At 63.9% G+C, this 22010-nt stretch carries 26 protein-coding genes; 14 read left to right on the top strand and 12 right to left on the bottom strand.

The window, feature by feature from the left end:
• Window positions 1-173: 173 nt before the first annotated feature.
• From ACFW0H_RS21405 to arsC, 3 genes are read right to left on the bottom strand one after another with little or no spacing between them, the layout of a single operon-like run.
• Entirely contained in the window at window positions 174-581 is a 408-nt protein-coding gene (locus ACFW0H_RS21405) for a DUF2069 domain-containing protein (RefSeq protein ID WP_422915866.1), read from the bottom strand.
• The gene (wrbA, locus tag ACFW0H_RS21400) at window positions 574-1179 is read right to left on the bottom strand and encodes an NAD(P)H:quinone oxidoreductase (protein WP_422915865.1); all 606 of its coding nucleotides are present in this window, start codon (window positions 1177-1179) and stop codon (window positions 574-576) included. The genes ACFW0H_RS21405 and wrbA overlap by 8 nt, the downstream gene beginning before the upstream one ends.
• The gene (arsC, locus tag ACFW0H_RS21395) at window positions 1176-1529 is read right to left on the bottom strand and encodes an arsenate reductase (glutaredoxin) (protein ID WP_422915864.1); all 354 of its coding nucleotides are present in this window, start codon (window positions 1527-1529) and stop codon (window positions 1176-1178) included. The genes wrbA and arsC overlap by 4 nt, the downstream gene beginning before the upstream one ends.
• Before the next feature lie 124 nt (window positions 1530-1653).
• Between arsC and ACFW0H_RS21390 the strand changes: the two genes are divergently transcribed.
• Both ACFW0H_RS21390 and ACFW0H_RS21385 read left to right on the top strand, forming a co-directional pair.
• The gene (locus tag ACFW0H_RS21390; RefSeq protein WP_422915863.1) at window positions 1654-2874 is read left to right on the top strand and encodes a YihY family inner membrane protein; all 1221 of its coding nucleotides are present in this window, start codon (window positions 1654-1656) and stop codon (window positions 2872-2874) included.
• Between the two features lie 135 nt (window positions 2875-3009).
• Window positions 3010-3195, top strand: a complete 186-nt coding sequence (locus ACFW0H_RS21385; protein ID WP_422915862.1) for a hypothetical protein — start codon at window positions 3010-3012, stop codon at window positions 3193-3195.
• 6 nt (window positions 3196-3201) lie between these two features.
• On the opposite strand, the gene ACFW0H_RS21380 is transcribed toward ACFW0H_RS21385, so the two are convergent.
• Together ACFW0H_RS21380 and ACFW0H_RS21375 are read right to left on the bottom strand one after the other, a co-directional pair.
• Window positions 3202-3591 (bottom strand): hypothetical protein, encoded by a 390-nt coding sequence (locus tag ACFW0H_RS21380; RefSeq protein WP_422915861.1) that lies wholly within the window; start codon window positions 3589-3591, stop codon window positions 3202-3204.
• Window positions 3592-3711: 120 nt separating this feature from the next.
• Window positions 3712-5118 (bottom strand): PilZ domain-containing protein, encoded by a 1407-nt coding sequence (locus ACFW0H_RS21375; protein ID WP_422915860.1) that lies wholly within the window; start codon window positions 5116-5118, stop codon window positions 3712-3714.
• A 30-nt stretch (window positions 5119-5148) separates the two neighbouring features.
• Between ACFW0H_RS21375 and ACFW0H_RS21370 the strand changes: the two genes are divergently transcribed.
• Together ACFW0H_RS21370 and ACFW0H_RS21365 are read left to right on the top strand one after the other, a co-directional pair.
• Window positions 5149-5628, top strand: coding sequence for a TlpA disulfide reductase family protein (locus tag ACFW0H_RS21370; RefSeq protein ID WP_422915859.1), 480 nt, complete (start codon window positions 5149-5151; stop codon window positions 5626-5628).
• Between the two features lie 4 nt (window positions 5629-5632).
• Complete coding sequence (locus ACFW0H_RS21365; protein WP_422915858.1) at window positions 5633-5908, top strand: acylphosphatase; 276 nt, start codon at window positions 5633-5635, stop codon at window positions 5906-5908.
• Window positions 5909-5944: 36 nt separating this feature from the next.
• Here the strand turns inward: ACFW0H_RS21365 and ACFW0H_RS21360 are convergent, their stop codons facing one another.
• Complete coding sequence (locus ACFW0H_RS21360; RefSeq protein ID WP_422915857.1) at window positions 5945-6901, bottom strand: hypothetical protein; 957 nt, start codon at window positions 6899-6901, stop codon at window positions 5945-5947.
• Between the two features lie 8 nt (window positions 6902-6909).
• Entirely contained in the window at window positions 6910-8625 is a 1716-nt protein-coding gene (locus ACFW0H_RS21355; protein ID WP_422915856.1) for a proline--tRNA ligase, read from the bottom strand.
• Between the two features lie 113 nt (window positions 8626-8738).
• On the opposite strand from ACFW0H_RS21355, the gene ACFW0H_RS21350 reads away from it, so the two are divergent.
• Window positions 8739-9152 carry a PaaI family thioesterase gene (locus ACFW0H_RS21350; RefSeq protein WP_422915870.1) on the top strand — a complete coding sequence of 138 codons (414 nt, stop codon included), beginning with the start codon at window positions 8739-8741 and terminating at the stop codon, window positions 9150-9152.
• 135 nt (window positions 9153-9287) lie between these two features.
• Here ACFW0H_RS21350 and ACFW0H_RS21345 read toward each other — a convergent pair whose 3' ends face one another.
• A complete protein-coding gene (locus tag ACFW0H_RS21345) occupies window positions 9288-10625 on the bottom strand; it encodes an OprD family porin (RefSeq protein WP_422915855.1) in 1338 nt (445 codons plus the stop codon).
• A gap of 733 nt (window positions 10626-11358) precedes the next feature.
• On the opposite strand from ACFW0H_RS21345, the gene ACFW0H_RS21340 reads away from it, so the two are divergent.
• Together ACFW0H_RS21340 and ACFW0H_RS21335 are read left to right on the top strand one after the other, a co-directional pair.
• Window positions 11359-11784, top strand: coding sequence for an HIT domain-containing protein (locus tag ACFW0H_RS21340; RefSeq protein WP_422915854.1), 426 nt, complete (start codon window positions 11359-11361; stop codon window positions 11782-11784).
• 2 nt (window positions 11785-11786) lie between these two features.
• Entirely contained in the window at window positions 11787-11993 is a 207-nt protein-coding gene (locus ACFW0H_RS21335; protein WP_422915853.1) for a SlyX family protein, read from the top strand.
• 47 nt (window positions 11994-12040) lie between these two features.
• On the opposite strand, the gene ACFW0H_RS30170 is transcribed toward ACFW0H_RS21335, so the two are convergent.
• The 4 genes from ACFW0H_RS30170 to ACFW0H_RS21310 form a co-directional block, all read right to left on the bottom strand.
• On the bottom strand, window positions 12041-12643 hold the full coding sequence (locus ACFW0H_RS30170; protein WP_459077325.1) for a cold-shock protein: 603 nt from the start codon (window positions 12641-12643) through the stop codon (window positions 12041-12043).
• A gap of 151 nt (window positions 12644-12794) precedes the next feature.
• Window positions 12795-13862 (bottom strand): GGDEF domain-containing protein, encoded by a 1068-nt coding sequence (locus ACFW0H_RS21320; protein WP_422915852.1) that lies wholly within the window; start codon window positions 13860-13862, stop codon window positions 12795-12797.
• Between the two features lie 104 nt (window positions 13863-13966).
• Window positions 13967-14437, bottom strand: a complete 471-nt coding sequence (locus ACFW0H_RS21315) for a Dps family protein (protein WP_422915851.1) — start codon at window positions 14435-14437, stop codon at window positions 13967-13969.
• 134 nt (window positions 14438-14571) lie between these two features.
• Window positions 14572-15390: an SDR family NAD(P)-dependent oxidoreductase gene (locus ACFW0H_RS21310; RefSeq protein ID WP_422915850.1), complete on the bottom strand. Its 819-nt coding sequence runs from the start codon at window positions 15388-15390 to the stop codon at window positions 14572-14574.
• Between the two features lie 273 nt (window positions 15391-15663).
• Between ACFW0H_RS21310 and aspS the strand changes: the two genes are divergently transcribed.
• From aspS to tolQ, 7 genes are all read left to right on the top strand, one after another.
• Window positions 15664-17439 (top strand): aspartate--tRNA ligase, encoded by a 1776-nt coding sequence (gene aspS, locus ACFW0H_RS21305; protein WP_422915849.1) that lies wholly within the window; start codon window positions 15664-15666, stop codon window positions 17437-17439.
• A gap of 203 nt (window positions 17440-17642) precedes the next feature.
• Window positions 17643-18392 (top strand): YebC/PmpR family DNA-binding transcriptional regulator, encoded by a 750-nt coding sequence (locus ACFW0H_RS21300; RefSeq protein WP_422915848.1) that lies wholly within the window; start codon window positions 17643-17645, stop codon window positions 18390-18392.
• 135 nt (window positions 18393-18527) lie between these two features.
• On the top strand, window positions 18528-19052 hold the full coding sequence (gene ruvC / locus ACFW0H_RS21295) for a crossover junction endodeoxyribonuclease RuvC (protein WP_377695320.1): 525 nt from the start codon (window positions 18528-18530) through the stop codon (window positions 19050-19052).
• Window positions 19053-19073: 21 nt separating this feature from the next.
• Window positions 19074-19679, top strand: a complete 606-nt coding sequence (ruvA, locus tag ACFW0H_RS21290) for a Holliday junction branch migration protein RuvA (RefSeq protein ID WP_422915847.1) — start codon at window positions 19074-19076, stop codon at window positions 19677-19679.
• A gap of 6 nt (window positions 19680-19685) precedes the next feature.
• Window positions 19686-20738: a Holliday junction branch migration DNA helicase RuvB gene (gene ruvB / locus ACFW0H_RS21285; protein WP_422915846.1), complete on the top strand. Its 1053-nt coding sequence runs from the start codon at window positions 19686-19688 to the stop codon at window positions 20736-20738.
• A gap of 93 nt (window positions 20739-20831) precedes the next feature.
• Entirely contained in the window at window positions 20832-21278 is a 447-nt protein-coding gene (ybgC, locus tag ACFW0H_RS21280) for a tol-pal system-associated acyl-CoA thioesterase (RefSeq protein ID WP_422915845.1), read from the top strand.
• Between the two features lie 2 nt (window positions 21279-21280).
• On the top strand, window positions 21281-21976 hold the full coding sequence (gene tolQ / locus ACFW0H_RS21275; RefSeq protein WP_422915844.1) for a protein TolQ: 696 nt from the start codon (window positions 21281-21283) through the stop codon (window positions 21974-21976).
• The last annotated feature ends 34 nt before the right edge of the window (window positions 21977-22010 follow it).

Below are 22010 nucleotides of genomic sequence, written 5' to 3'. Positions count from 1 at the left end.
AGAACTGGGCAAGATCAATAGGATGCACGGCGGCAGCAGGGAGTGGGGGTTGGTGTGTTTGGCGACTGCCAATTTACCCACTTCCCTGACTGTCAACTCGCTCTTCCCCCAGACTCCGCGAAGAACCATAAAAAAGCCCGGAAATTCCGGGCTTTTTCGTTTCTTCTCGGGAATCACTCCCCGGCCAGCTTGCGGTTGTACTGGAAGCGCCAGCGGGTATAGAGCAGCGCTGCGCAGAACAGCAGCAGGCTGAGGCCCGCTTCCAGCCAGCCGAACAGGCTACGCGCCGGGTCGATGGCGGCGAGCACGCCCTGGATGAAGTAGAGGTTCACCACGAAGCAGGCCCAGGCATGTGCCCGGGCGTTGCCAAGGACCATGCCGGGGGCGAGCAGGACCAGGGGCACCATCAGGATGGCCAGGACCACCCAGGTGCGTGCACCGTGAAGGTCAGCGAAGAACAGGGTGTTGATGGTCAGCAGCAGGGCCAGGGCGATGAAGCTCGCCAGGCTGACCACGCGGCTGGCGGTCATGCGCGGCGCCAGCCAGGCCAGTTCAGGAAGTTGCTTGGGTTTTCTAGCCACGCGGCGTCTCCAGGCGTTGCGCGATCTGTGCCAGGCGGCTGCCCAGGGCGCGGCAAAGGGTAATCTCGTGTTCATCCAGCGGCCGCTTGCCGTCGGCGCCGGCATGGTGACTGGCGCCGTAGGGCGTGCCGCCGCCACGGGTCTCCAGCAGTGCGGGCTCGCTATAGGGCAGGCCGGTGATCAGCATGCCGTGATGCAGCAGGGGCAATAGCATGGAGATCTGGGTGGTTTCCTGGCCGCCATGCAGGCTGGCGGTGGAGGTGAATACCGCCGCCGGCTTGCCCACCAGTTCGCCGGTCAGCCAGAGGCTGCTGGTGCCGTCGAGGAAGTACTTGAGCGGTGCGGCCATGTTGCCGAAGCGGGTCGGGCTGCCGAGGATCAGGCCGGCGCAATAGCGCAGGTCGTCCAGGCTGGCGTAGAGGGCGCCGTCGGCAGGGATATCCGGTGCCACCGCTTCACATTCCGTGGACACCGCCGGGACGGTGCGCAGCCGCGCCTCCAGGCCTGCCAGCTCGACACCCCGGGCGATTTGCCGGGCCATCTCGGCGGTGGCGCCGTGGCGGCTGTAGTAGAGAACCAGGACGTAGGGCGTGCTCAAGGAAGGATCTCCAGCACCTTCTCCGGCGGGCGGCCGACCACGGCCTTGTCGCCGGCGATCAGGATGGGCCGTTCGATCAGCCTGGGATGGTCGACCATGGCGGCGATCAGTTGCTCTTCGGAGAGTCCGGCATCGTCCAGGTTCAGCGCCTTGTATTCGTCCTCGCCGGTACGCAGCAGCTGGCGGGCGGAAAGGCCGAGCTTGGCCAGCAGATCACGCAGCTCGGCAGCGCTGGGCGGGGTTTCCAGGTAGCGCACTATAGTCGGCGCCAGGCCGCGGGCCTCGAGAAGTTCCAGGGCGCCGCGGGACTTGGAGCAACGCGGATTGTGGTAGAGGGTCAGTTCGGTCATGTCGGGGGTCGCATGGGCTTGGTCGAGGCGGCTATTCTAACCGCGTCGCGGCGTCGTCCTGAACCGTGCGCTGTGGTTGCGGTCTGCTCTGGCGGGCCGGGTCGATTCGAATCAAGGAGATGGAATGCGCCAACGCCTTACCGACGTCGTCGAATTCTGGCGCTTCCTGCTGCAGCGATTCATTGCCGATCGTGGCACCAACAGCGCCGCAGCCCTGACCTACACCAGCCTGTTCGCCGTAGTGCCGATGATGACGGTGACGTTCACCATGCTCTCGGCCATCCCCGCCTTCCAGGGCACCGGCGAGCAGATCCAGAGTTTCATCTTCCGCAACTTCGTGCCTTCCACGGGCGAGACCCTGCAGGAGTACCTGCGTGGCTTCACCGTGCAGGCCCGGCACCTGACCTGGGTAGGCGTCGGCCTGCTGGTGGTGACCGCCTTCATGATGCTGGTGACCATCGAGAAGGCCTTCAACACCATCTGGCGCGTGCGCCAGCCGCGCCGTGGCATTTCCAGCTTCCTGCTCTACTGGGCGATCCTCAGCCTCGGTCCGCTGCTGCTGGGGGCCGGCTTCGCGGTGAGCACCTACATCACTTCACTGTCGCTGATTTCCGGCCCGGACGCGCTCTACGGCGCCAAGACCCTGCTGGGCGTCATGCCATTGTTGTCCAGCATCGCCGCGTTCACCCTGATCTATGCCGCAGTGCCCAATGCGCGGGTGCCGGTGCGCCATGCCGTGGCGGGGGGCGTTTTCACCGCGTTGCTGTTCGAGGCGGCCAAGGCGCTGTTCGGCCTCTATGTCAGCTTCTTCCCCGGCTACCAACTGATCTATGGCGCCTTTGCCACGGTGCCGCTGTTCCTGCTGTGGATCTACCTGTCCTGGGTCATCGTGCTGTTCGGCGCCGAGTTGGTGTGCAACCTCTCCACCCCGTGGCACTGGCGCCGTCGCGCACTGCCGCGCCTGCTGGTGCTGCTGGGAATCCTGCGGGTCTTCCACGACCGGCAGATGCGCGGCATGCCGGTGCGGCACTTGGATGTGCAGCGCGCTGGCTGGCACCTGCCGGAGGATGAATGGCTGGAGATGCTCGAACTGCTGGAGAGCCAGCACCTGGTCTGCGGGGCGAGCGGCGGCGCCTGGGTGCTCTGCCGCGACCTCAATGGCTACAGCCTCTATCAGCTGCTGAGCCACATGCCTTGGCCGCTGCCGAGACTGAACCAGTTGCCTGAGCATCTGGACGAGGAATGGTATCCGCCGCTGCGGGAGGCCTTGCAGTTGCTCCAGCAGGAACAGCAGGCACTGTTCGGCGGCAGCCTGGCGCAGTGGCTCAAGCCGGGAAACGACTGACGAAATTCGTCAGTCGACAGCGGCCGCATCGGCTCGGCGTGCTGCCGGGCCGCGGCGGAGCAGAAGGCTGCGATTGGCATGGTTATGGCACTACAGGGAAAGGGCCGTCGAATCGATGGCCGGGGGACGAAGGCAATGGGTAACGCGAAAGACAAATTGATCCACCTGCATGAGCGCGCTCCGCAGCGGGCCCTGGACGGACTCAACCGGGTGACCGGGCTGAAGTTCCATCACTGGCCGGAGTCGCTGGCGCCCGAATCAGTGCAGGAGGAGGTGGTTGCGCAGGAAGTGCCGCACAATTGCCGGGCCTTGCCGGGCTGAGACGCTTCAGGCGCGTGCCCGACGATTGGCGGGTTCAGCCAGCTCCACCGCCTGCACGAAGAGCTCTTCCACCAGCAGCCCCCTGATGGGTACCGCGCAGCGCATGCGGATCTGCATCTGCTCGATCTTCTGCCGGAACGGCAGGCGGGCGATGCCGGCCAACAGTATCTTGCCCCTGGGGTTGAGCTTTCCATGATCCACCGCCACCTCGCGGTACTGCTCGCCGTCCAGGTAGCTCACCAGCAGGGACACCGGCAGCTCCGTCATGCCCGGCAGGTGCAACCAGGCCGCCACATTGAAATCCGCCACTCGGCCCTCGAAGGCCGTGAGGGTGGAGCGGGCGACTTCGACGACACGGGCGGGGACCGGGCCGATCAAGCTGTCTTGCTGTTGCATGGGGCGTCCCGTCTGGAAAGGCACGTTCGTACCGATGATCCGGGATTATAAGCAGCCATTTCCCCACGAACTGTGCGCCTTGGCCGGCGCGCTGCGTGATCCGTCTCGCAGTTTGATCGCTCAGGCCAGTTGCAAGGGATAGCGCGCCACCAGCGAGGTGCAGAGGTTGGGTTCGGGCAGCGGCACAATGGCCTGGTTGTTCACGCTGGCCAGTTGCAGCCAGAGATTCTCGCCCTGGACGAATTGCTTGCCGGGGAGCCACAGACCGTGGTGCCAGCCATTGCCCGGCGCCGGTGTGCTCTGCAGCACGCCGGGGTGGGTCTGTGCGCTGGGGGCGCGGCGCAGCCACACCGGGCGCGGCAGGCCCTTGAGGTAGCGCAGGCCGAGGTGCAGGCCCTCGGTGTTCTGGTAGCGCCAGCGCACCAGGGCGAGCATCGGAGTGTTGCGGGTCTGCACCAGCACCAGTTGGCCCACCGGCAGCTGGCCGCCCTGGTCGCCGTGGCAGAGCAGGCGGGCGCCGCCGGGGCTGGCATCGAGCATCTGCGCTTCCGAGCGGCCGGGATGCTGCGCCAGCAGGTCGGCATGGATGGCGGGCAGCCCCACCACCAACTGGCAACTTCCCGATTGCTCGGTGCGCGGATGGCGCCGTTGCTGGCGTCCAAGCCAGTGCTGGCGGACTTTCTCCAGCAGTGCCCCTTCGCCTTCGCTGCGCAGGGGAGCCGGTTCATGGAGTGCGATCAGCAGGGCGCCCAGCTCGAAACGGCGCAGGTAGCCACTGGCGCCATCGGGGCGTTGGTCCTGGGGCAGGCAGGGCTGGGATTCGGTCAGGTCGACGGTCGGACTGCCATTCTCGTCGTCCTCGTCCCACGGCAGCAACCGTGCGAGTCCCGCCAGGGGCGCCAGGGCGCCGAAGAGCAGCGGGCATTCGCCTTCGCTGAGATGAAAGGGATTGCTCAGGGCCATGAGCAGCATCTGCTGATAGAGCCCGCGCAGGGTATTGGCCGGTGTGGGGCGGAAGGCCGCGGCCACCGGCTCGTCCAGGCAGCCCTGGTGTTCGCCGATCCAGTACAGCAGGTGACTGTCGCGCCAGAGTCGTGGGCTGGGCTCCTGGTAGAGCTGATAATTGCGCAGCTGAGTCTGGGCGAGGAAGTGCTGGGCCATGTACAGGCACCAGGCCAGGTGGGGGCGCGAGGGGTGGTGACCCTGGAGAATCTGCAGCAGCAGGCGCTTGAAGCCGCAGGCCAGTTCATCGCAGAGCCTGACGAAGAGGCTCGGGGGGAGGCTGCGTTCCTGATAGGCCAGCGCGAATTGACGGAACTCTTCGCTGACGCTTTGCAGCACGCGTTGCCTTTCGAGTAAGGTCAGCGCGCTGCGGTTGAGCCTGAACAAATGCCCCAGGACCTGCTGCAGGGCACTATCCTGAGGGAGTTGGCGAGCCTCTGCGAGGAGCGCCGGCAGGCTGGCCAACGGAGTGCTGTTCTCTTCCAGGATGTCCGGCACTTCCAGGCGCAGGGCATCCAGCGTCATGTCAACCCCGCGTACATGAGGACCGAATGCATGGGATTGCGACTCCATTCTGTAATAGGGCTGCTCGCGCTGATGGGCGCCGGCCTGTTCCTGGCCGGCTGCTCGGACGACGTCGGCGTCGATCAGCATGGACAGAAGGTAGCGGTTGAGCGCCTCGAAGGCCAGTGGCTGGTGATCAATTACTGGGCAGAGTGGTGTGCGCCGTGCCGCACGGAAATTCCTGAACTCAATGCCTTCGCCGAGCAACAGAAGGACAAGGGGGTGAAGGTGATCGGGGTCAATTTCGACGGGTTGCAGGGCAGTGAGCTTGGCCAGGCAGTCGAGAAGATGGGCATCCGTTTCACCGTACTGGCGGAGGATCCGTCAAAGCGTTACGAACTGCCGCGCAGCGAGGCATTGCCTGTCACCTACATCATCGATGCTCAGGGCAAGCTGCGTGAGCGACTGATGGGCGAGCAGAGCGCTGCGGGCCTTACCGCGAAGCTCGAGGAATTGCGCAAGGGGGGTTAGGACCATGGCACGAATCTGTCTGCATGGCTATGTGAGCGGCAAGGTGCAGGGGGTCTATTTCCGCCAGTCGACCCAGGACCAGGCTGACCGCCTGGAGCTGGACGGCTGGGTGCGCAACCTGTCCGATGGACGGGTCGAGGTGCTGGTGGAGGGCGAGGAGGACGCCGTGCGTGAACTCGCCGCCTGGCTGGAACAGGGGCCGGCGGATGCCCGGGTGACCGGGATCGAGCTGCAGGATCAGCCGGTGCAGGGCATCACCGGTTTCATCGTGCGGCGCTGAAGGGCCGCACGAGGGAGTTTGGCTCCCTCGACAGATTCAGTCCGATTCGCCCGGGTCCGCCGCCAGGCGTCCGGCATCCTTCATCAACGACTGGAGAAGTTCCTGCTGCAGCTCCGGATCGTTGCGGGTCAGCTCGATCAGGCTCTGCTCCAGTTCGCTGGCTTCTTCTTCCAGGCCCAGTTCCGACAGGCGCTTGACCCGATGAACCCATTGCGGGACTTCGTCATCCTCGAGGTCCTCGAAGATCAGCCCATGGGCTTCCTGCAGCTTGCCGCGCAGTGAGTGGCTGATGCCCAGGGAGGCGTCGGCGCGGGCGGTGTCCAGCGGGTCCTCGACGCTCAGCTGGAGCTGGCCGATGCGGCTGATGTCCTGGTCGGCAAAAGGGCCGTCCAGCAGGTTCAGGCGCAGGATGCCGTTGCGATCGGTGAGCAGCTCGTGGGTCTTGTTGCCGGCCTTGACCTGCACCGGACGCTCCGCCCAGGGCAGGCTGGAGTACTCCATGCGCTTGTCCAGCTGCTTCTCGTCGATGCTGGCCAGGTTCTGCTCGGAGCGGCCGTTGGACTCGACGTTCATCGCCGGGTTGAGGCCGGCGAATCCGTAGCTTATCCAGTCCTTGGTGGCCGTATCCGGCAGGCTGCCGAGCAGCGCCACGTTGAGCACATTGGCGCCGACGCCGGCGACCACCGCTACCGCGCCCAGCGGAACTTCGTAGAGTTCCCGCCAGGGCTGGTAGGGGGTGTAGCGGTCGTAGTGACGGCTGACTTCGAACTCGGTGACTTCGAAGGTCTTCTGCTCGTTGATGCGGATGCGTCGTTGCGGCAGCTCCAGCACCTGGGGATCACCCACGTCGATCTGCAGGCTGTGGTTGAGCAATTTGCGCTCGACACGCTCCTCGTGTTCGCTGCGCTGCGGCAGATGGTTCGCGCAGCCGCTGACGAAGAGGGCGCCGCACAAGGCGGCGCCGGCGAGGCGATGGGAACTACGCTTGGACATTTTCTCGATCAGCGATTCACGCGGGCGGTAATGAAGGAGAGCACCTCGGCAACCGGCACGGGCTGGCTGTCGGATTCACGGCGGCTCTTGTATTCCAGGTTGCCTTCGGTCAGGCCGCGCTCGCTCACCACGATGCGATGCGGAATGCCGATCAGCTCCATGTCGGCGAATTTGACGCCGGGGCTGGTCTTCTTGTCACGGTCGTCCAGCAGGACATCGACGCCCGCCGCGCGCAGCTCGGCGTAGAGCTTGTCGGTGGCTTCCTTGACGGCCGGGGTCTCGTACTTGAGCGGGACCAGGGCGACCTGGAAGGGGGCCAGGGCCTGCGGCCAGAGGATGCCGCGATCGTCGTAGTTCTGCTCGATGGCGGCCGCCACCACGCGGGAAACACCGATGCCGTAGCAGCCCATGATCAGGGTCACGGGTTTGCCTTGTTCGCTCAGCACGTTCAGCTTCATGGCTTCGCTGTACTTGGTGCCCAGCTGGAAGATGTGGCCCACTTCGATGCCGCGCTTGATCACCAGGGTGCCCTTGCCGTCCGGGCTCGGGTCGCCGGGGACCACATTACGCAGGTCTGCGACTTCCGGCAGCGCGAGGTCACGCTCCCAGTTCACGCCGAAGTAGTGCTTGTCGTCGATGTTGGCGCCGATGGCGAAGTCGCTCATCAGGGCCACGGAACGGTCAACCACGCAAGGCAGCGGCAGGTTCAGCGGGCCGAGGGAGCCGGCACCGGCGCCGATGGCCTGGCGCAGCTCGGCTTCGTTGGCGAATACCAGCGGGCTGGCGACCTGGGGCAGGTTGGCGGCCTTGATCTCGTTCAGCTCGTGGTCGCCGCGTACGATCAGGGCGATCAGGGTGCCTTCCTCGGCGCCATGGACCACCAGGGTCTTGATGGTCTTCTCGATCGGCAGACCGAAGTTTTCCACCAGGTCGGCGATGGTCTTGGTGTTCGGGGTGTCGACCAGTTTCAGCTCCTGGGTCGGCGCCAGACGCTCGGTCTCGCGGGGCAGGGCTTCGGCTTTTTCGACGTTGGCGGCGTAGTCGGAGCTTTCGCTGAAGGCGATGTCGTCTTCACCGGACTCGGCCAGCACATGGAACTCGTGGGAGCCGGTACCGCCAATGGAACCGGTGTCGGCCAGCACGGGCCGGAAATTCAGGCCCAGGCGGCTGAACACGTTGCAGTACGCCTGGTGCATGCGGTCGTAGGTTTCCTGCAGCGATTCCTGGTTCATGTGGAAGGAATACGCGTCCTTCATGACGAACTCGCGACCGCGCATCAGGCCGAAGCGCGGACGGATCTCGTCACGGAACTTGGTCTGGATCTGGTAGAAGTTGATCGGCAGCTGCTTGTAGCTGTTCAGCTCGTTGCGCGCCATGTCGGTGATGACTTCTTCGTGGGTCGGGCCGACGCAGAATTCGCGCTCATGACGGTCGTGCAGGCGCAGCAGCTCGGGGCCGTACTGCTCCCAGCGGCCGGACTCCTGCCAGAGTTCGGCGGGCTGCACGGCCGGCATCAGCACTTCCAGCGCACCGGCGGCGTTCATCTCTTCGCGGACCACGGCCTCGACCTTGCGCAGCACCCGCAGGCCCATTGGCAGCCAGGTGTAGAGACCGGAGGCGAGCTTGCGGATCATGCCGGCGCGCAGCAGCAGCTGGTGGCTGATCACCACGGCATCGGCGGGGGTTTCCTTGAGGGTAGACAGCAGGTACTGACTGGTACGCATGTTTGGCCGTTTTGTCGGTTGCGATGGGTTTGAATGGCTCGGCATTGTACGGCCCTGATCAAGTTGCGTACAGGATTGCGGTCCGGTTGACGGAGGAGGGCGACGTGGTGGCATTGACGGCGGAGCAAGTGGAGGCGCTGATACGCGGCGGCGTGCCCATGGCCGAGGATATCGGCCTGCGTATCGAGCGGCTGGACGCGGATGGGGCCCTGGCGCGGGTACCCTTCAAGCCCAAATTGGTGCGGCCTGGCGGCACTTTGTCCGGCCCGACCATCATGGCGCTGGCCGATGCGGCGATGTATGCAGTAGTGCTGGGACGACTGGGTAAAGTTGAAATGGCGGTGACGTCTAACTTGAACATCAACTTCCTGTCAAGACCCAGGCCGGTCGATCTATTTGCCGAAGCGCGGATACTTAAACTTGGTCGGCGTCAAGCAGTTTGCGAAGTTTCACTCTATTCAGCGGGTGAAGAAGATGATCTGGTGGCTCATGTGACCGGTACTTATGCATTGCCTCTGGGTGATTAAAATTTGCGCAATATCCTGGTCATATTTTGATCAATGTTTGCTTGTATCCTGATCGGTCTGATGGCGGATTACTGGGCAAAAAGAAACCCGGCCTAGGCCGGGTTTCCTTAATCACATACGCGTACGCGAGGGATATTACAGGATATCCAGCGGGTACTCGGTGATCACGCGAACTTCGTCGTTGGCGGTGCCGCCAGCGGCGCCGAAGAAGGCCATGTCGCTGTTGGCGCGCCAGGAGGCGTGACGGATGCGGATGGACAGGTCTTTGGCAGGACCGCCCTGAACCACGTACTTGGCCTCGATGTCGCGTTCCCATTCCTTGCCGTCGCCGCCGATCTGGCCAGCGAAGGCGCCGTTCGGGTCGGCCTTGGTGCCGTCGACGTCGTCACCGGTGATGTAGCGAGCCATGAAGCTCAGGCCGGGTACGCCGTATTCAGCCATGTTCAGGTCGTAGCGAGCCTGGATGGACTTCTCTTCCGGACCGTTGAAGTCGGAGTACTGGACGGAGTTGGCCAGGAAGATGGAGTCGCCGGAGTTAAAGCCGTCCATCGAGATGTAGTCGAAGGGCTCGTCGCCGTTCACCTTCTGGTAGGCCAGGGTGAACTTGTGAGCGCCGATGGAGTAGGCGGCGGCAGCGGACCAGGCGGTGCTGTCGAGGTCGCCGGCCTTGGCCTGACCTTCGTCCAGGGTGCGGTAGACGTTGAAGTCCAGGTTCAGGGCCTGCTTGTCGCTGAACGGGATGTTCCAGTTCAGGTTGCCGTAGTACTGACGCCAGATGTCTTCCAGCTCGGCACCGTACAGGCTTGCGCTGACGTTGTCGGTGAAGGCGTAGGAGCCGCCTACGTAGTCAGCGCTGTTGGCGGCGAGACCGGTGTAGGTGGTGGTGATTTCACCGCGGCGGTTGGTGGAGGCGCTGCCGTCACGGATCGAGGTGAAGTGGCCGGCGTCGATGTTCAGGCCTTCGAGCTCGCTGCTCAGCAGCTGGAAGCCCTCAGCGGAGCCCGGGAACAGACGAGCGGTACCGGTGGCGAATACCGGCGCGGTCGGGAACAGGTTGCCGTACTTCAGCTGGGTGTTGGAGATCTGCGCTTTGACAGCGCCGCCAGCGTAGGAGTAATCGTCCTGGGAGCGGCCGTCGGAGCCGGTCGGCAGCAGGCCGGTACCGTTGGTGCCGTTGCCGCTGTCCAGTTTCAGGCCCAGCATGCCGTGGGCGTCGATGCCGAAGCCGACGGTGCCCTGGGTATAGCCGGACTCATAAATGGCACTGATGCCATGGGCCCATTCTTTACGGTAGTTCTGGCTGGTAGAGGGGTTGTTGCGGAAGTCGCGCCAGAAGAAGTAGTTCTTGTTCAGCAGAGTCAGGTTGCTGTCTTCCACGAAGCCCTTGGACTCTTCCTGGGCGCTGGCGAATGCCAACTGCATGCTACCGGCGGTCACGGCCAGAGCCAGTGCGCTCCACTTCATCACTTGCATTGTGATTGCTCCTTTGGTTTTGAAGATTCTCGCCGCTTTCTTATTCAATGGAAGGCGGTTCTTTCTTTTTGTGTCGGCGCTAACTTATAGCACGGCGACAATAATGGCGATAGTTGAAACCTAGTCCTTACGATTTCTTCACAGTGCTGTCGCAAATCGAAAAGAACTGTGTCGCATATCTATAGGATCCGCCTTGCATCCCTTCGTCCCCTATGTTTCCGAGGTACTTTGCGGGCAGGCGTCCATTGGACTTGATCCTGGTCCCGTCTGTGACCTGGCTGCTCTCAAGCAACAAGCGTGCACAAACGATGGGGTCGAAGAGAAAAATTCCCTTTGCCTTGTGGCGCGGTCGTTCCGGGGCGCCAAAGCCCCGATGCCAGCATGGTCGATGGGGGGAATGCGCTGCCCTGAAATGAGGCACCCTGCACGCCGGCTGGCTATTGACAGTCAGTGCCAGAAAAGCGTGACGGTTGTGTGAACCGTCGCCCTGGGCGACGGGTCGTAACTTCTGGTGTTGCCAGTGGTAACGAAATGCGGGGACTGCGCTGATCTGGTGCGCGCGGTAACGCGGCCTGTTCAACCTTCCTTTATATAGGCGGCGCTCCTCGACGAGTTTCACTCGGGCGATGGCTTGGCTATGCTGCGCGGCCTCGTCTCCGCCGCTCGGCACTGGGCCGGCGAAAGGGGCGGGGGTTAAGCTCAGTTATCCTCAAGTCGAACAGGAGAGGTCAGTATGTTCACCCTGGACCCAAGGCTTCAGCAGGACACCCTGCCGATAGGTGATTTCCCCCTGTGCCGGCTGTTGTTGATGAACGATGCGCAATATCCCTGGTTCATCCTGGTGCCGCGCCGCGAGGAGGTCAGCGAGCTGTTCCAGCTCGGCGTCGAAGACCAGCGCACGCTCTGGGAGGAAACCAGCTTTCTGGCGGAGACCCTCAAGGATGCCTTCGGAGCCGACAAGATGAACGTCGCCACCCTGGGCAACGTGGTCAGCCAGTTGCACATGCATGTGATCATCCGTCGCCGCGAGGATCCGGCCTGGCCCGCGCCGGTCTGGGGGCGACATCCGGCGGTGCCTTACTCGGCGGAGCAGGTTGCTGCCATCCGGTCCAGGCTGCGCCTGGTGTTGGCCGACGATTTCCGCTTCGTGGAGGACTGAGCATGAGCCTGGAAATGCGCATCGCCGACCTGGAGAGCCGCCTGGCCTTCCAGGATGACACCATCCAGACCCTCAATGATGTGCTGGTGGAGCAGCAGCGGGTGGTGGAGCGCCTGCAGTTGCAACTGGCGGCCCTGGCGAAGCGCCAGGAGGAGCTGCTCAGCCAGTACGGGCCGAGTGAAGATGAAGCGCCGCCACCCCATTACTGATCGCCCATGAAAAAGCCCGCCGATTGGCGGGCTTTTTCATGGGGGGCTCATCGCCTGCTGGGCAGCGCGGCGATCACGTCTTCGGCCTGCAGGCCCTTGTCCCGCTGGATCACCGAAAATTCCACGCGCTGCCCTTCGATGAGGACGCGGTGGCCTTCGCCGCGGATGGCGCGGAAGTGGACGAAGATGTCATCTCCCGTGTCGCGGGAGATGAAGCCGAAACCCTTGGACGTGTTGAACCACTTCACCGTGCCGGTTTCCCGGTTGGACATGTCCTGGGGCAGGGGGGTGGCCTGAGTGACCTTGCGCAGGTTGATGACCAGGTGCAGCGCTACGGCCAGGATCACGGCGAGGATGCTGACCAGAATGGCCGGCTGCTCGCCAATCGACGGCAGCGGGGCGAGAAGGACCAGGGTCTGCAGTATTACCGACAGCACCAGCAGGGCGGAAACGAGGCTCTGCAGCTGGCTGCGCATGCCCTTGGCCCATACCGGCACGACCGGCGCCAGCAGCAGGTTGAGCAGACCACAGAAGGCGAGGTAGAGCGCATCGGGCTGTTGCAGGTAGGGCAGGGTGTCAGCGCGCAGGCTTGGAATGAAGGACAGCAGTAATGCGGCAGCGCCCGTCAACAGATGGACGATCTTAAGTATGTTCAATGGATTCACCTTGAAAACGGAATCTCTTACGGAAGAGCCGGGCCGCGCGGGATGAAGAGGGCGCAGCCATCGGCCTATGCCGCACGACCCAGGATTGTCATGCGGCACGGGCTGTATTTAACAGCAAAGGGCAGGGCTACTCAAATCAAGCGCTTAGCACGGGTTCCGAGGCGGGCGGGTGCACCTGGTTGCGGCCATTTCGCTTGGCCTGGTAGAGGGCGTCGTCGGCACGGGTGATGAAGCTTTCGAAGCTGTCGCCGGGTTCCGCCAGGGCGAGGCCGAAGCTGGCGGTGATGGTGTCGAGGACCTGGTCGGTGCGCCGGACCTTGACGCGCAGGGCCTGCACCTTGCCGCGCAACTGCTCGGCGAAGCGCCGGGCGGTATCCAGGTCACGGCAGTCGCGCAGCAGCACGCAGAATTCCTCGCCGCCATAGCGGCCGGCCATGGCGCGCGCTGGCAGCAGTTCCCGCAGCAATTGGCCCACATGCTGGAGCACGCGGTCGCCCAGCGGGTGGCCGAACTGGTCGTTGAACTGCTTGAAGTGGTCGATATCCAGCATCACCAGCGCCAAGCCTTCCTGGCCATTCTTCAGGGATTGATCCAGCAGGCGGGTGAAGGCCTGGCGATTGAATACCTGGGTCAGGCCATCCAGGGTGGCGGCCAGTTGCGCGCGTTCCAGCTGGTTGCGCAGATGCTGGATTTCCGATTGCGCGGCGCGCAGTCGGTAGAGGAACAGCTCCTGCTGCTCCTGCATCAGTTGGGTGCTTTCCTGCAGATGGCTGAGCACGCCGGGCAAGTCGTCGATGATGGGTTCGTGCAGGGCGGCCAGGCCACTCGCCAGGCTGCTCTGGTAGGCCTGGCTGCCGTTCACGCTGCGGCTGACGTCGCTTTCGATGTCGTCGACCAGTTCGATGACCTGCTGCTGGCCCTGGCGTGCCTCTTCCAGTTCGCCGCGGATGATGTAGTCGCGGAACAGCTTGATCGCCGACTCCGGCGGGAAGACGTCGAAATCCTGGGTGATCTTGTCCAGGCGACGGTTGAGGTCGGGTTCCAGCCCCTTGCTATAGGTGTACCAGAGGGCGTAGTGCACGGGGTTCGGCGGGATCGAATGGCGCACCATGTGAGGGACGGCCTGTTTCAGCAGGTCGGCGGCCTCACGGGTTTCTTCGGGGAATAGCTCAAGCAGCGACGGCGGTTTCGGAGGCTGGCTCATGCACTTCACTGTGACGAGATGTCGAATTGCCAGAGCATAGAGCAGGCGGGCTGTGGCGCCTAGCGAAAGGCCCGGTATCCCGGGCCTTTTTGATCGCCTGCGGATCAGACCGCGAGGAGGCTGCGAAGCATCCAGGCGGTCTTCTCGTGGACCTGCATGCGCTGGGTCAGCAGGTCGGCGGTGGGCTCGTCGCTGACCTTGTCCAGCAGCGGGAAGATGCCGCGGGCGGTGCGCACCACGGCCTCCTGGCCCTGCACCAGTTGCTTGATCATGTCCTCCGCGCTCGGCACGCCTTCCTCTTCCTTGATGGAGGACAGGCGGGCGTAGGCGGCGTAGGTGCCGGGGGCCGGGAAGCCCAGGGCCCGGATGCGTTCGGCGATGGCGTCGACCGCCAGGGCCAATTCGTTGTACTGGCCTTCGAACATCAGGTGCAGGGTGTTGAACATCGGCCCGGTGACGTTCCAGTGGAAGTTGTGGGTCTTGAGATAGAGGGTGTAGGTGTCGGCCAGCAGGCGGGACAGGCCCTCCGCGATGGCTGCGCGATCCTGTTCGGCGATTCCGATGTTGATTTCCATACCAATTCTCCTCTCGGTAGCTTGCGGCCCGAGGCAGGGCCGTGATGGGCAGAGCCTAGCACGGGTCGAATGCGGGCCGGCCTTGTCTTCTGTCAATGGAAGCGATCGTTAGAAGTCATTGGTGCGGGTCGGGTTCAGCCCTTGCCCAGCAGCTTGCCCAGCAGTCGCGGGTAATTGGCGGGCAGCAGGCGTTGCAGGTGGTCCAGGAAACGGGCGTCGGCGCCGACCATGATCCGTGGCTGGCCGGCCAGGATGCCCTTGATGATGGTTTGCGCCGCCTGGTCCGCTGAGGTGCGCGCCAGTCTGTCGAAGCGCTCTGCCGCCCGGGCGGCGTCGCTCCTGCCATCCATGCCCCGATAGAATCGTGCCGAGCGGGCGATATTGGTGCGGATGCCGCCGGGATGGACACAGCTGACTTTGATGGGGGTGAGGCAGAGCTCCTGGCGCAGCGCTTCGGTGAAGCCGCGCACCGCGAACTTGCTGGCATTGTAGGCGCCCTGGGTGGGGAGGCTGACGATGCCGAAGATGCTCGACAGGTTGACGATATGCCCTTCGCCCTGGGCCAGGAGATGGGGCAGGAAGGCCTTGGTGCCGTGGACCACGCCCCAGAAATTGATGCCCATCAGCCATTCGAAGTCGTCGTAGCGCAGCTCGGCGATGGTCTGGGAAACCGCCACGCCGGCGTTGTTGATCACCAGGTGGGCGCTGCCATGGTCGGCAACTACCTGGTCGGCGAAGGCGTGCACGGCATTGCGGTCGGCGACGTCCAGGGCGTGGGTGGAAACGTGCTGGCTGTCGCGGCGCAAGGGGGCTGCAGTGGCTTCGAGGCCGTCGGCGTCGATGTCGGCAAGGGCGAGGCAGCAACCCTGGGCGGCGAGCTGATTGGCCAGCGCCCGGCCGATGCCGGAGCCGGCCCCCGTGATGACCGCGACCTTCCCTGCAAGCGACTGCATCTTCACTCCTTGTAAGCGTTGCGTCCTTCCGTCCGTCCGTCGGGCGAGTGCTGGCGAGCTTAGTCACTGCTGGCGGGCGCAGCAAGCGACGTGGCGCTTGTCTGCACGGCCTGGAGGCGCCGGGTGGGCGGCTGCGTTTTGTCAATATTCGCTATATAATTCCGCCCTTTGCCGCGAACCCCGGCCTGTCCGGCAAGGGGTTGCACCTCCGCCGGATGCTCCGCCGCCCTTGGGGCGGACGAATTCACGACTCAAGAGAAGCGAAACACGACCATGATGCGCAGCCACTATTGCGGCCAACTGAACGAGAGCCTGGATGGCCAGGAAGTCACCCTCTGCGGTTGGGTACACCGCCGCCGCGACCACGGCGGGGTCATTTTCCTCGACATCCGTGACCGCGAAGGCCTGGCTCAGGTGGTATTCGACCCGGACCGCGAAGAAACCTTTGCCCGCGCCGACCGTGTGCGCAGCGAGTACGTGGTGAAGATCACCGGCAAGGTGCGTATGCGTCCGGAAGGCGCGCGCAACGCCAACATGGCTTCCGGTGCCATCGAAGTGCTGGGTTACGAGCTGGAAGTACTGAACCAGGCCGAGACCCCGCCGTTCCCGCTGGACGAATACTCCGATGTGGGCGAGGAAACCCGCCTGCGCTACCGCTTCATCGACCTGCGCCGTCCGGAAATGGCCGCCAAGTTGAAGCTGCGCGCGCGCATTACCAGCAGCATTCGTCGCTACCTGGACGAGAACGGCTTCCTCGATGTGGAAACCCCGATCCTCGGCCGTCCGACTCCTGAAGGCGCGCGCGATTACCTGGTGCCGAGCCGTACCTACCCGGGCCACTTCTTCGCCCTGCCGCAGTCGCCCCAGCTGTTCAAGCAGCTGCTGATGGTGGCCGGCTTCGACCGCTACTATCAGATCGCCAAGTGCTTCCGCGACGAAGACCTGCGTGCCGACCGCCAGCCGGAATTCACCCAGATCGACATCGAGACCAGCTTCCTCGAAGAAAGCGACATCATCCACATCACCGAGAAGATGGTGCGCCAGCTGTTCAAGGAAGTGCTGGACGTCGAGTTCGACGAATTCCCGCACATGCCCTTCGAAGAGGCCATGCGCCGCTACGGTTCCGACAAGCCGGACCTGCGGATCCCGCTGGAACTGGTTGACGTTGCCGACCAACTGAAGGCTGTTGAATTCAAAGTCTTCTCCGGCCCTGCCAACGACCCGAAAGGTCGCGTTGCCGCCCTGCGCGTCCCGGGCGCCGCTTCCATGCCGCGCAGCCAGATCGACGACTACACCAAGTTCGTCGGCATCTATGGCGCCAAGGGCCTGGCCTACATCAAGGTCAACGAGCGCGCGAAGGGCGTCGAAGGTCTGCAGTCGCCTATCGTCAAGTTCATTCCCGAAGAGAATCTGAATGTGATCCTCGATCGCGTTGGCGCGGTTGACGGCGACATCGTGTTCTTCGGCGCCGACAAGGCCAAGATCGTCTGTGACGCCCTGGGCGCGCTGCGTATCAAGGTCGGTCACGACCTCAAGCTGCTCACCAAGGAGTGGGCGCCGATGTGGGTCGTGGACTTCCCGATGTTCGAAGAGAACGATGACGGCAGCCTGACTTCGCTGCACCACCCGTTTACCTCGCCCAAGTGCGCCCCGCAAGAGCTGGAAGCCAACCCGGCTGCGGCCCTGTCCCGCGCCTACGACATGGTGCTCAACGGCACCGAACTGGGCGGCGGTTCCATCCGTATCCACGACAAGTCCATGCAGCAGGCGGTGTTCCGCGTACTCGGCATCGACGATGCGGAACAGGAAGAGAAGTTCGGCTTCCTCCTCGATGCGCTGAAGTACGGTGCACCGCCGCACGGTGGCCTGGCCTTTGGCCTGGACCGACTGGTGATGCTGATGACCGGCGCTTCGTCGATCCGCGAAGTGATTGCCTTCCCGAAAACCCAGAGTGCCGGCGACGTCATGACCCAGGCTCCGGGCACCGTGGATGCCAAGGCCCTGCGCGAGCTGAACATCCGCCTGCGCGAGCAGGCCAAGGCCGAGTAATCAGAACCTGCTCACGATCTTGCGAGCTAGAGCCATGCAAGGCAAAAACAGGCGAGGAAGCGGAGTTTACGGGTTGTAAATGAGCATTCCGAGCCTGTTTTTAACGCCGCAGGGCCGACGCGCAGCTGGTCGTGATCAGGTTCTCGGAACCAACCCGAGGCGGCGCCATGGCGCCGTCCGTTCAGTAGAGTACGGAGTCAGTTATGGCTGGTCATTCCAAATGGGCCAACATCAAGCACCGCAAAGAACGCCAGGATGCCAAGCGCGGCAAGATCTTCACCAAGCTCATCCGTGAGCTGACCGTTGCCGCCAAGCACGGCGGTCCGAGCCCGGCGGACAACCCGCGTCTGCGCCTGGCTGTGGACAAGGCGCTGACTGCGAACATGACCCGCGACACTATCGATCGCGCCATCGCCCGCGGCGCCGGCTCCAACGATGCCGACAACATGGTCGAGCTGAGCTACGAAGGTTACGCGCCAAGCGGCGTGGCCATCATCGTCGAAGCCATGACCGACAACCGCAACCGCACCGCGGCCGAAGTGCGTCATGCCTTCAGCAAGTGCGGCGGCAACCTGGGTACCGACGGTTCGGTGGCCTACATGTTCGACCGCAAGGGCCAGATCAGTTACGCCCCCGGCGTGAACGAAGAAGCCCTGATGGAAGCGGCGCTGGAAGCCGGCGCCGATGACGTCGTGGCCGAAGAAGACGGCTCGGTGGAGGTCTACACCACCTTCGCCGACTTCCTCTCGGTGAACGAGGCGCTCACTGCTGCCGGTTTCAAGGGCGACGAGGCCGAAGTGGCGATGATCCCGTCCATCACCGCGCCCATTACGGACGTTGAAACCGCGCAGAAGGTCATGAAGCTGATCGACATGCTGGAAGACCTGGACGACGTCCAGAACGTCTACCACAACGCTGAAATTTCCGAAGAAATCATGGAGCAACTCGGCTGAGCGTTGGCCTGATCCTGAAGCCGGAAGTCGCCCCGCGCGCTTCCGGCTTTTTTGTTGGTGGACGGGTCCGTATACTCGCGGCTGGATAAATAGACAGTGTGCCGACCGCGGTCGGCCCTCGGAGCTTGCGGCGGCATGACCCTGATTCTTGGTATCGATCCCGGCTCGCGCATCACCGGCTACGGTGTGGTCCGCGATACCGGGCGCGGCTGCGAATACATCGCCTCGGGCTGCATCCGCACTGGTGCCGGCGAGTTGCACGAGCGCCTGCAGATCGTCTTCCGCGGCGTGGGCGAGGTGATCCGCACCTATGGCCCGGTGACCATGGGCATCGAGCAGGTGTTCATGGCGCGTAACGCCGATTCCGCACTCAAGCTGGGTCAGGCCCGTGGCGCGGCCATAGTCGCGGCGGCAGAGGCTGGCCTGGAGATCGCCGAATACACCGCCAGCCAGGTCAAGCAGGCCATCGCCGGTACCGGCGGTGCCGACAAGCAGCAGGTGCAGATGATGGTCATGCACCTGCTCAAACTGGTGCAGAAGCCTCAGATCGATGCCTCCGATGCCCTGGCCATCGCCCTGTGCCATGCACACCACCGACAGAGCCTGATACCCCACGGGCTGGCGACCGCCAAGCGGCGGGGCGGCCGGCTTCGTTTGTAACCCTTTCAAAGGACGCACTTCGTGATTGGACGCCTGCGCGGCAACCTGGCGGAAAAGCAACCGCCGCACCTGATCCTCGACGTCAACGGCGTGGGCTACGAGCTTGAAGTGCCCATGACCACCCTCTATCGCCTGCCTTCGGTCGGCGAGCCTGTCACCCTGCACACCCACCTGGTGGTGCGCGAGGATGCCCATCTGCTCTATGGCTTCTGGGAAAAGCGCGACCGCGAGCTGTTCCGCGAGCTGATCCGCTTGAATGGCGTCGGGCCGAAACTGGCCCTGGCGCTGATGTCCGGCCTGGAGGTGGACGAACTGGTGCGCTGCGTGCAGGCCCAGGACACCTCGACCCTGGTGAAGATCCCGGGCGTCGGCAAGAAGACCGCCGAGCGCCTGCTGGTGGAGCTCAAGGATCGCTTCAAGGCCTGGGAAAGCATGCCGGCCATCGCCACCCTGGTGGTCGAACCCCGGGTTGGCGTGGCAGTCTCCAGTGCGGAAAATGATGCCCTGAGTGCGCTGATCGCCCTCGGCTTCAAGCCCCAGGAGGCCAGTCGCGCGGTGTCCGCCGTCAAGGAAGAGGGGCTGTCCAGCGAAGAAATGATCCGCCGCGCCCTGAAAGGAATGGTGTAACCCCGCATGATCGAAGCCGACCGCCTGATCACCGCCAGCAGCCGCGACCGCGACGAGCAGCTGGACCGCGCCATCCGTCCGCTGCGGCTGGACGACTACATCGGCCAGCCGGTGGTGCGCGAGCAGATGGAGCTGTTCATCCAGGCAGCCAGGGGGCGCAGCGAGGCCCTCGACCACACGTTGATCTTCGGCCCGCCGGGCCTGGGCAAGACCACCCTGGCCAACATCATCGCCAGCGAGATGGGCGTGGCCATCAAGAGCACCTCCGGCCCCGTGCTGGAGCGCCCGGGCGACCTGGCGGCGCTACTCACCAACCTGGAAGCCGGCGATGTGCTCTTCGTCGACGAAATCCACCGACTCTCGCCGATCGTCGAGGAAGTGCTCTATCCGGCAATGGAAGACTTCCAGCTCGACATCATGATCGGCGAAGGCCCGGCGGCCCGTTCCATCAAGCTCGACCTGCCGCCCTTCACGCTGGTCGGTGCCACTACCCGCGCCGGCATGCTGACCAACCCGTTGCGTGACCGCTTCGGTATCGTCCAGCGCCTGGAGTTTTACAGCACCCAGGACCTGGCCACCATCGTTGCGCGCTCGGCCGCTATCCTCGGCCTGCACATCGAGCCGGAAGGCGCCTTCGAAATCGCCCGCCGCGCCCGTGGCACGCCGCGTATTGCCAACCGCCTGCTGCGCCGGGTGCGGGATTTCGCCGAAGTTCGCGGCCAGGGCCAGATCACGCGCACCATCGCCGATCAGGCGCTGAACCTGCTGGATGTCGACGAGCGTGGCTTCGACCACCAGGACCGACGTCTACTGCTGACCATGATCGACAAGTTCGACGGCGGGCCGGTGGGCATCGACAACCTGGCGGCGGCTATCAGCGAAGAGCGCCATACCATCGAAGACGTGCTTGAGCCCTACCTGATCCAGCAGGGCTACATCATGCGCACCCCGAGGGGGAGGGTGGTCACCCGTCACGCGTACCTGCACTTCGGGCTGAACCTGCCCAGGCGCATGGCGGACAACCCGACGACCGATCTGTTCGGCTCGGGTGACGAATAGCGGCTTTCGTGGTCGAAGCGCTCGACAGGGACGGAGCCATGAAAAAAACAGTTGCCTCTTCGGATTGGCAACCTTAGGAGTTAGCACTAGAGTATGCGCGCGCAAAATGGGGCCCAGCCATTCCAGCATCGTTGTCGTGTCTATTACGAAGACACCGATGCCGGCGGCATCGTCTACTACGTCAATTACCTCAAGTTCATGGAGCGGGCTCGAACCGAGCGTCTGCGAAGCCTGGGTTTTGCCCAGTCCGAGCTGGTCGGGGAGAACCTGCTGTTCGTCGTGCATTCGGCCGAAGCGCGCTACCTGGCGCCCGCGAAGCTGGACGACGAACTGAACGTCAGTGCCGAGGTGATGGAGTTGAACCGTGCCAGCCTGCGTTTTCGTCAACAGGTGAGAAGAGCCGCCGATGACGCATTGTTATGCGAAGGGCAGTTCCTGGTGGCCTGTGTACGTGCAGACAGTTTGAAACCCCGGGCGATTCCCGAAGCGCTGCGTGAAGCCTTCGCTACCGACCCGGGTCTATTCCCAGCAGGAGATTAAGCGTGGAAGCCAACGTCGTCGACCATACCTCCATGTGGAGCCTGATCAGCAACGCCAGTATTGTGGTGCAGCTGGTCATGCTGACCCTGGTGGCCGCCTCGGTCACCTCCTGGATCATGATCTTCCAGCGCAGCAACTTGCTGCGCGCCGCCAAGAAGTCTCTGGAGACCTTCGAGGAGCGCTTCTGGTCCGGCATCGACCTGTCGAAGCTGTACCGCCAGGCCGGCAGCAATCCGGACCCGGACTGCGGCGTCGAGCAGATCTTCCGCGCCGGCTTCAAGGAATTCTCCCGTCTGCGCCAGCAGGCTGGCGTCGACCCGGATGCGGTGATGGAGGGTGTGGCCCGTGCCATGCGCGTCGCCATCTCCCGTGAAGAAGAGAAGCTCGAGCAGAGCCTGCCCTTCCTCGCCACCGTGGGTTCCACCAGTCCCTATATCGGCCTCTTCGGCACCGTATGGGGCATCATGAACTCCTTCCGTGGCCTGGCCCAGGTACAGCAGGCGACCCTGGCCACTGTAGCCCCCGGCATTGCCGAGGCGCTGATCGCCACCGCGATCGGCCTGTTCGCCGCGATCCCGGCGGTCATCGCCTACAACCGCTTCGCCGCTCGTGGTGAGACCCTTATCGGCCGTTACTACACCTTCGCCGACGAGTTCCAGGCCATCCTGCACCGCAAGGTGCACACCAGCGACGAGTAAGCCGCCGGGACCCTGAGAGGAAAGGTTTCAAGCC

It is taken from the genome of Metapseudomonas cellulosilytica, from assembly GCF_049334135.1.
Classification (GTDB): domain Bacteria; phylum Pseudomonadota; class Gammaproteobacteria; order Pseudomonadales; family Pseudomonadaceae; genus Metapseudomonas.
The sequence above is the reverse complement of the archived record's forward strand: the minus strand, read 5'-3'. Positions and strand labels throughout refer to the sequence as shown.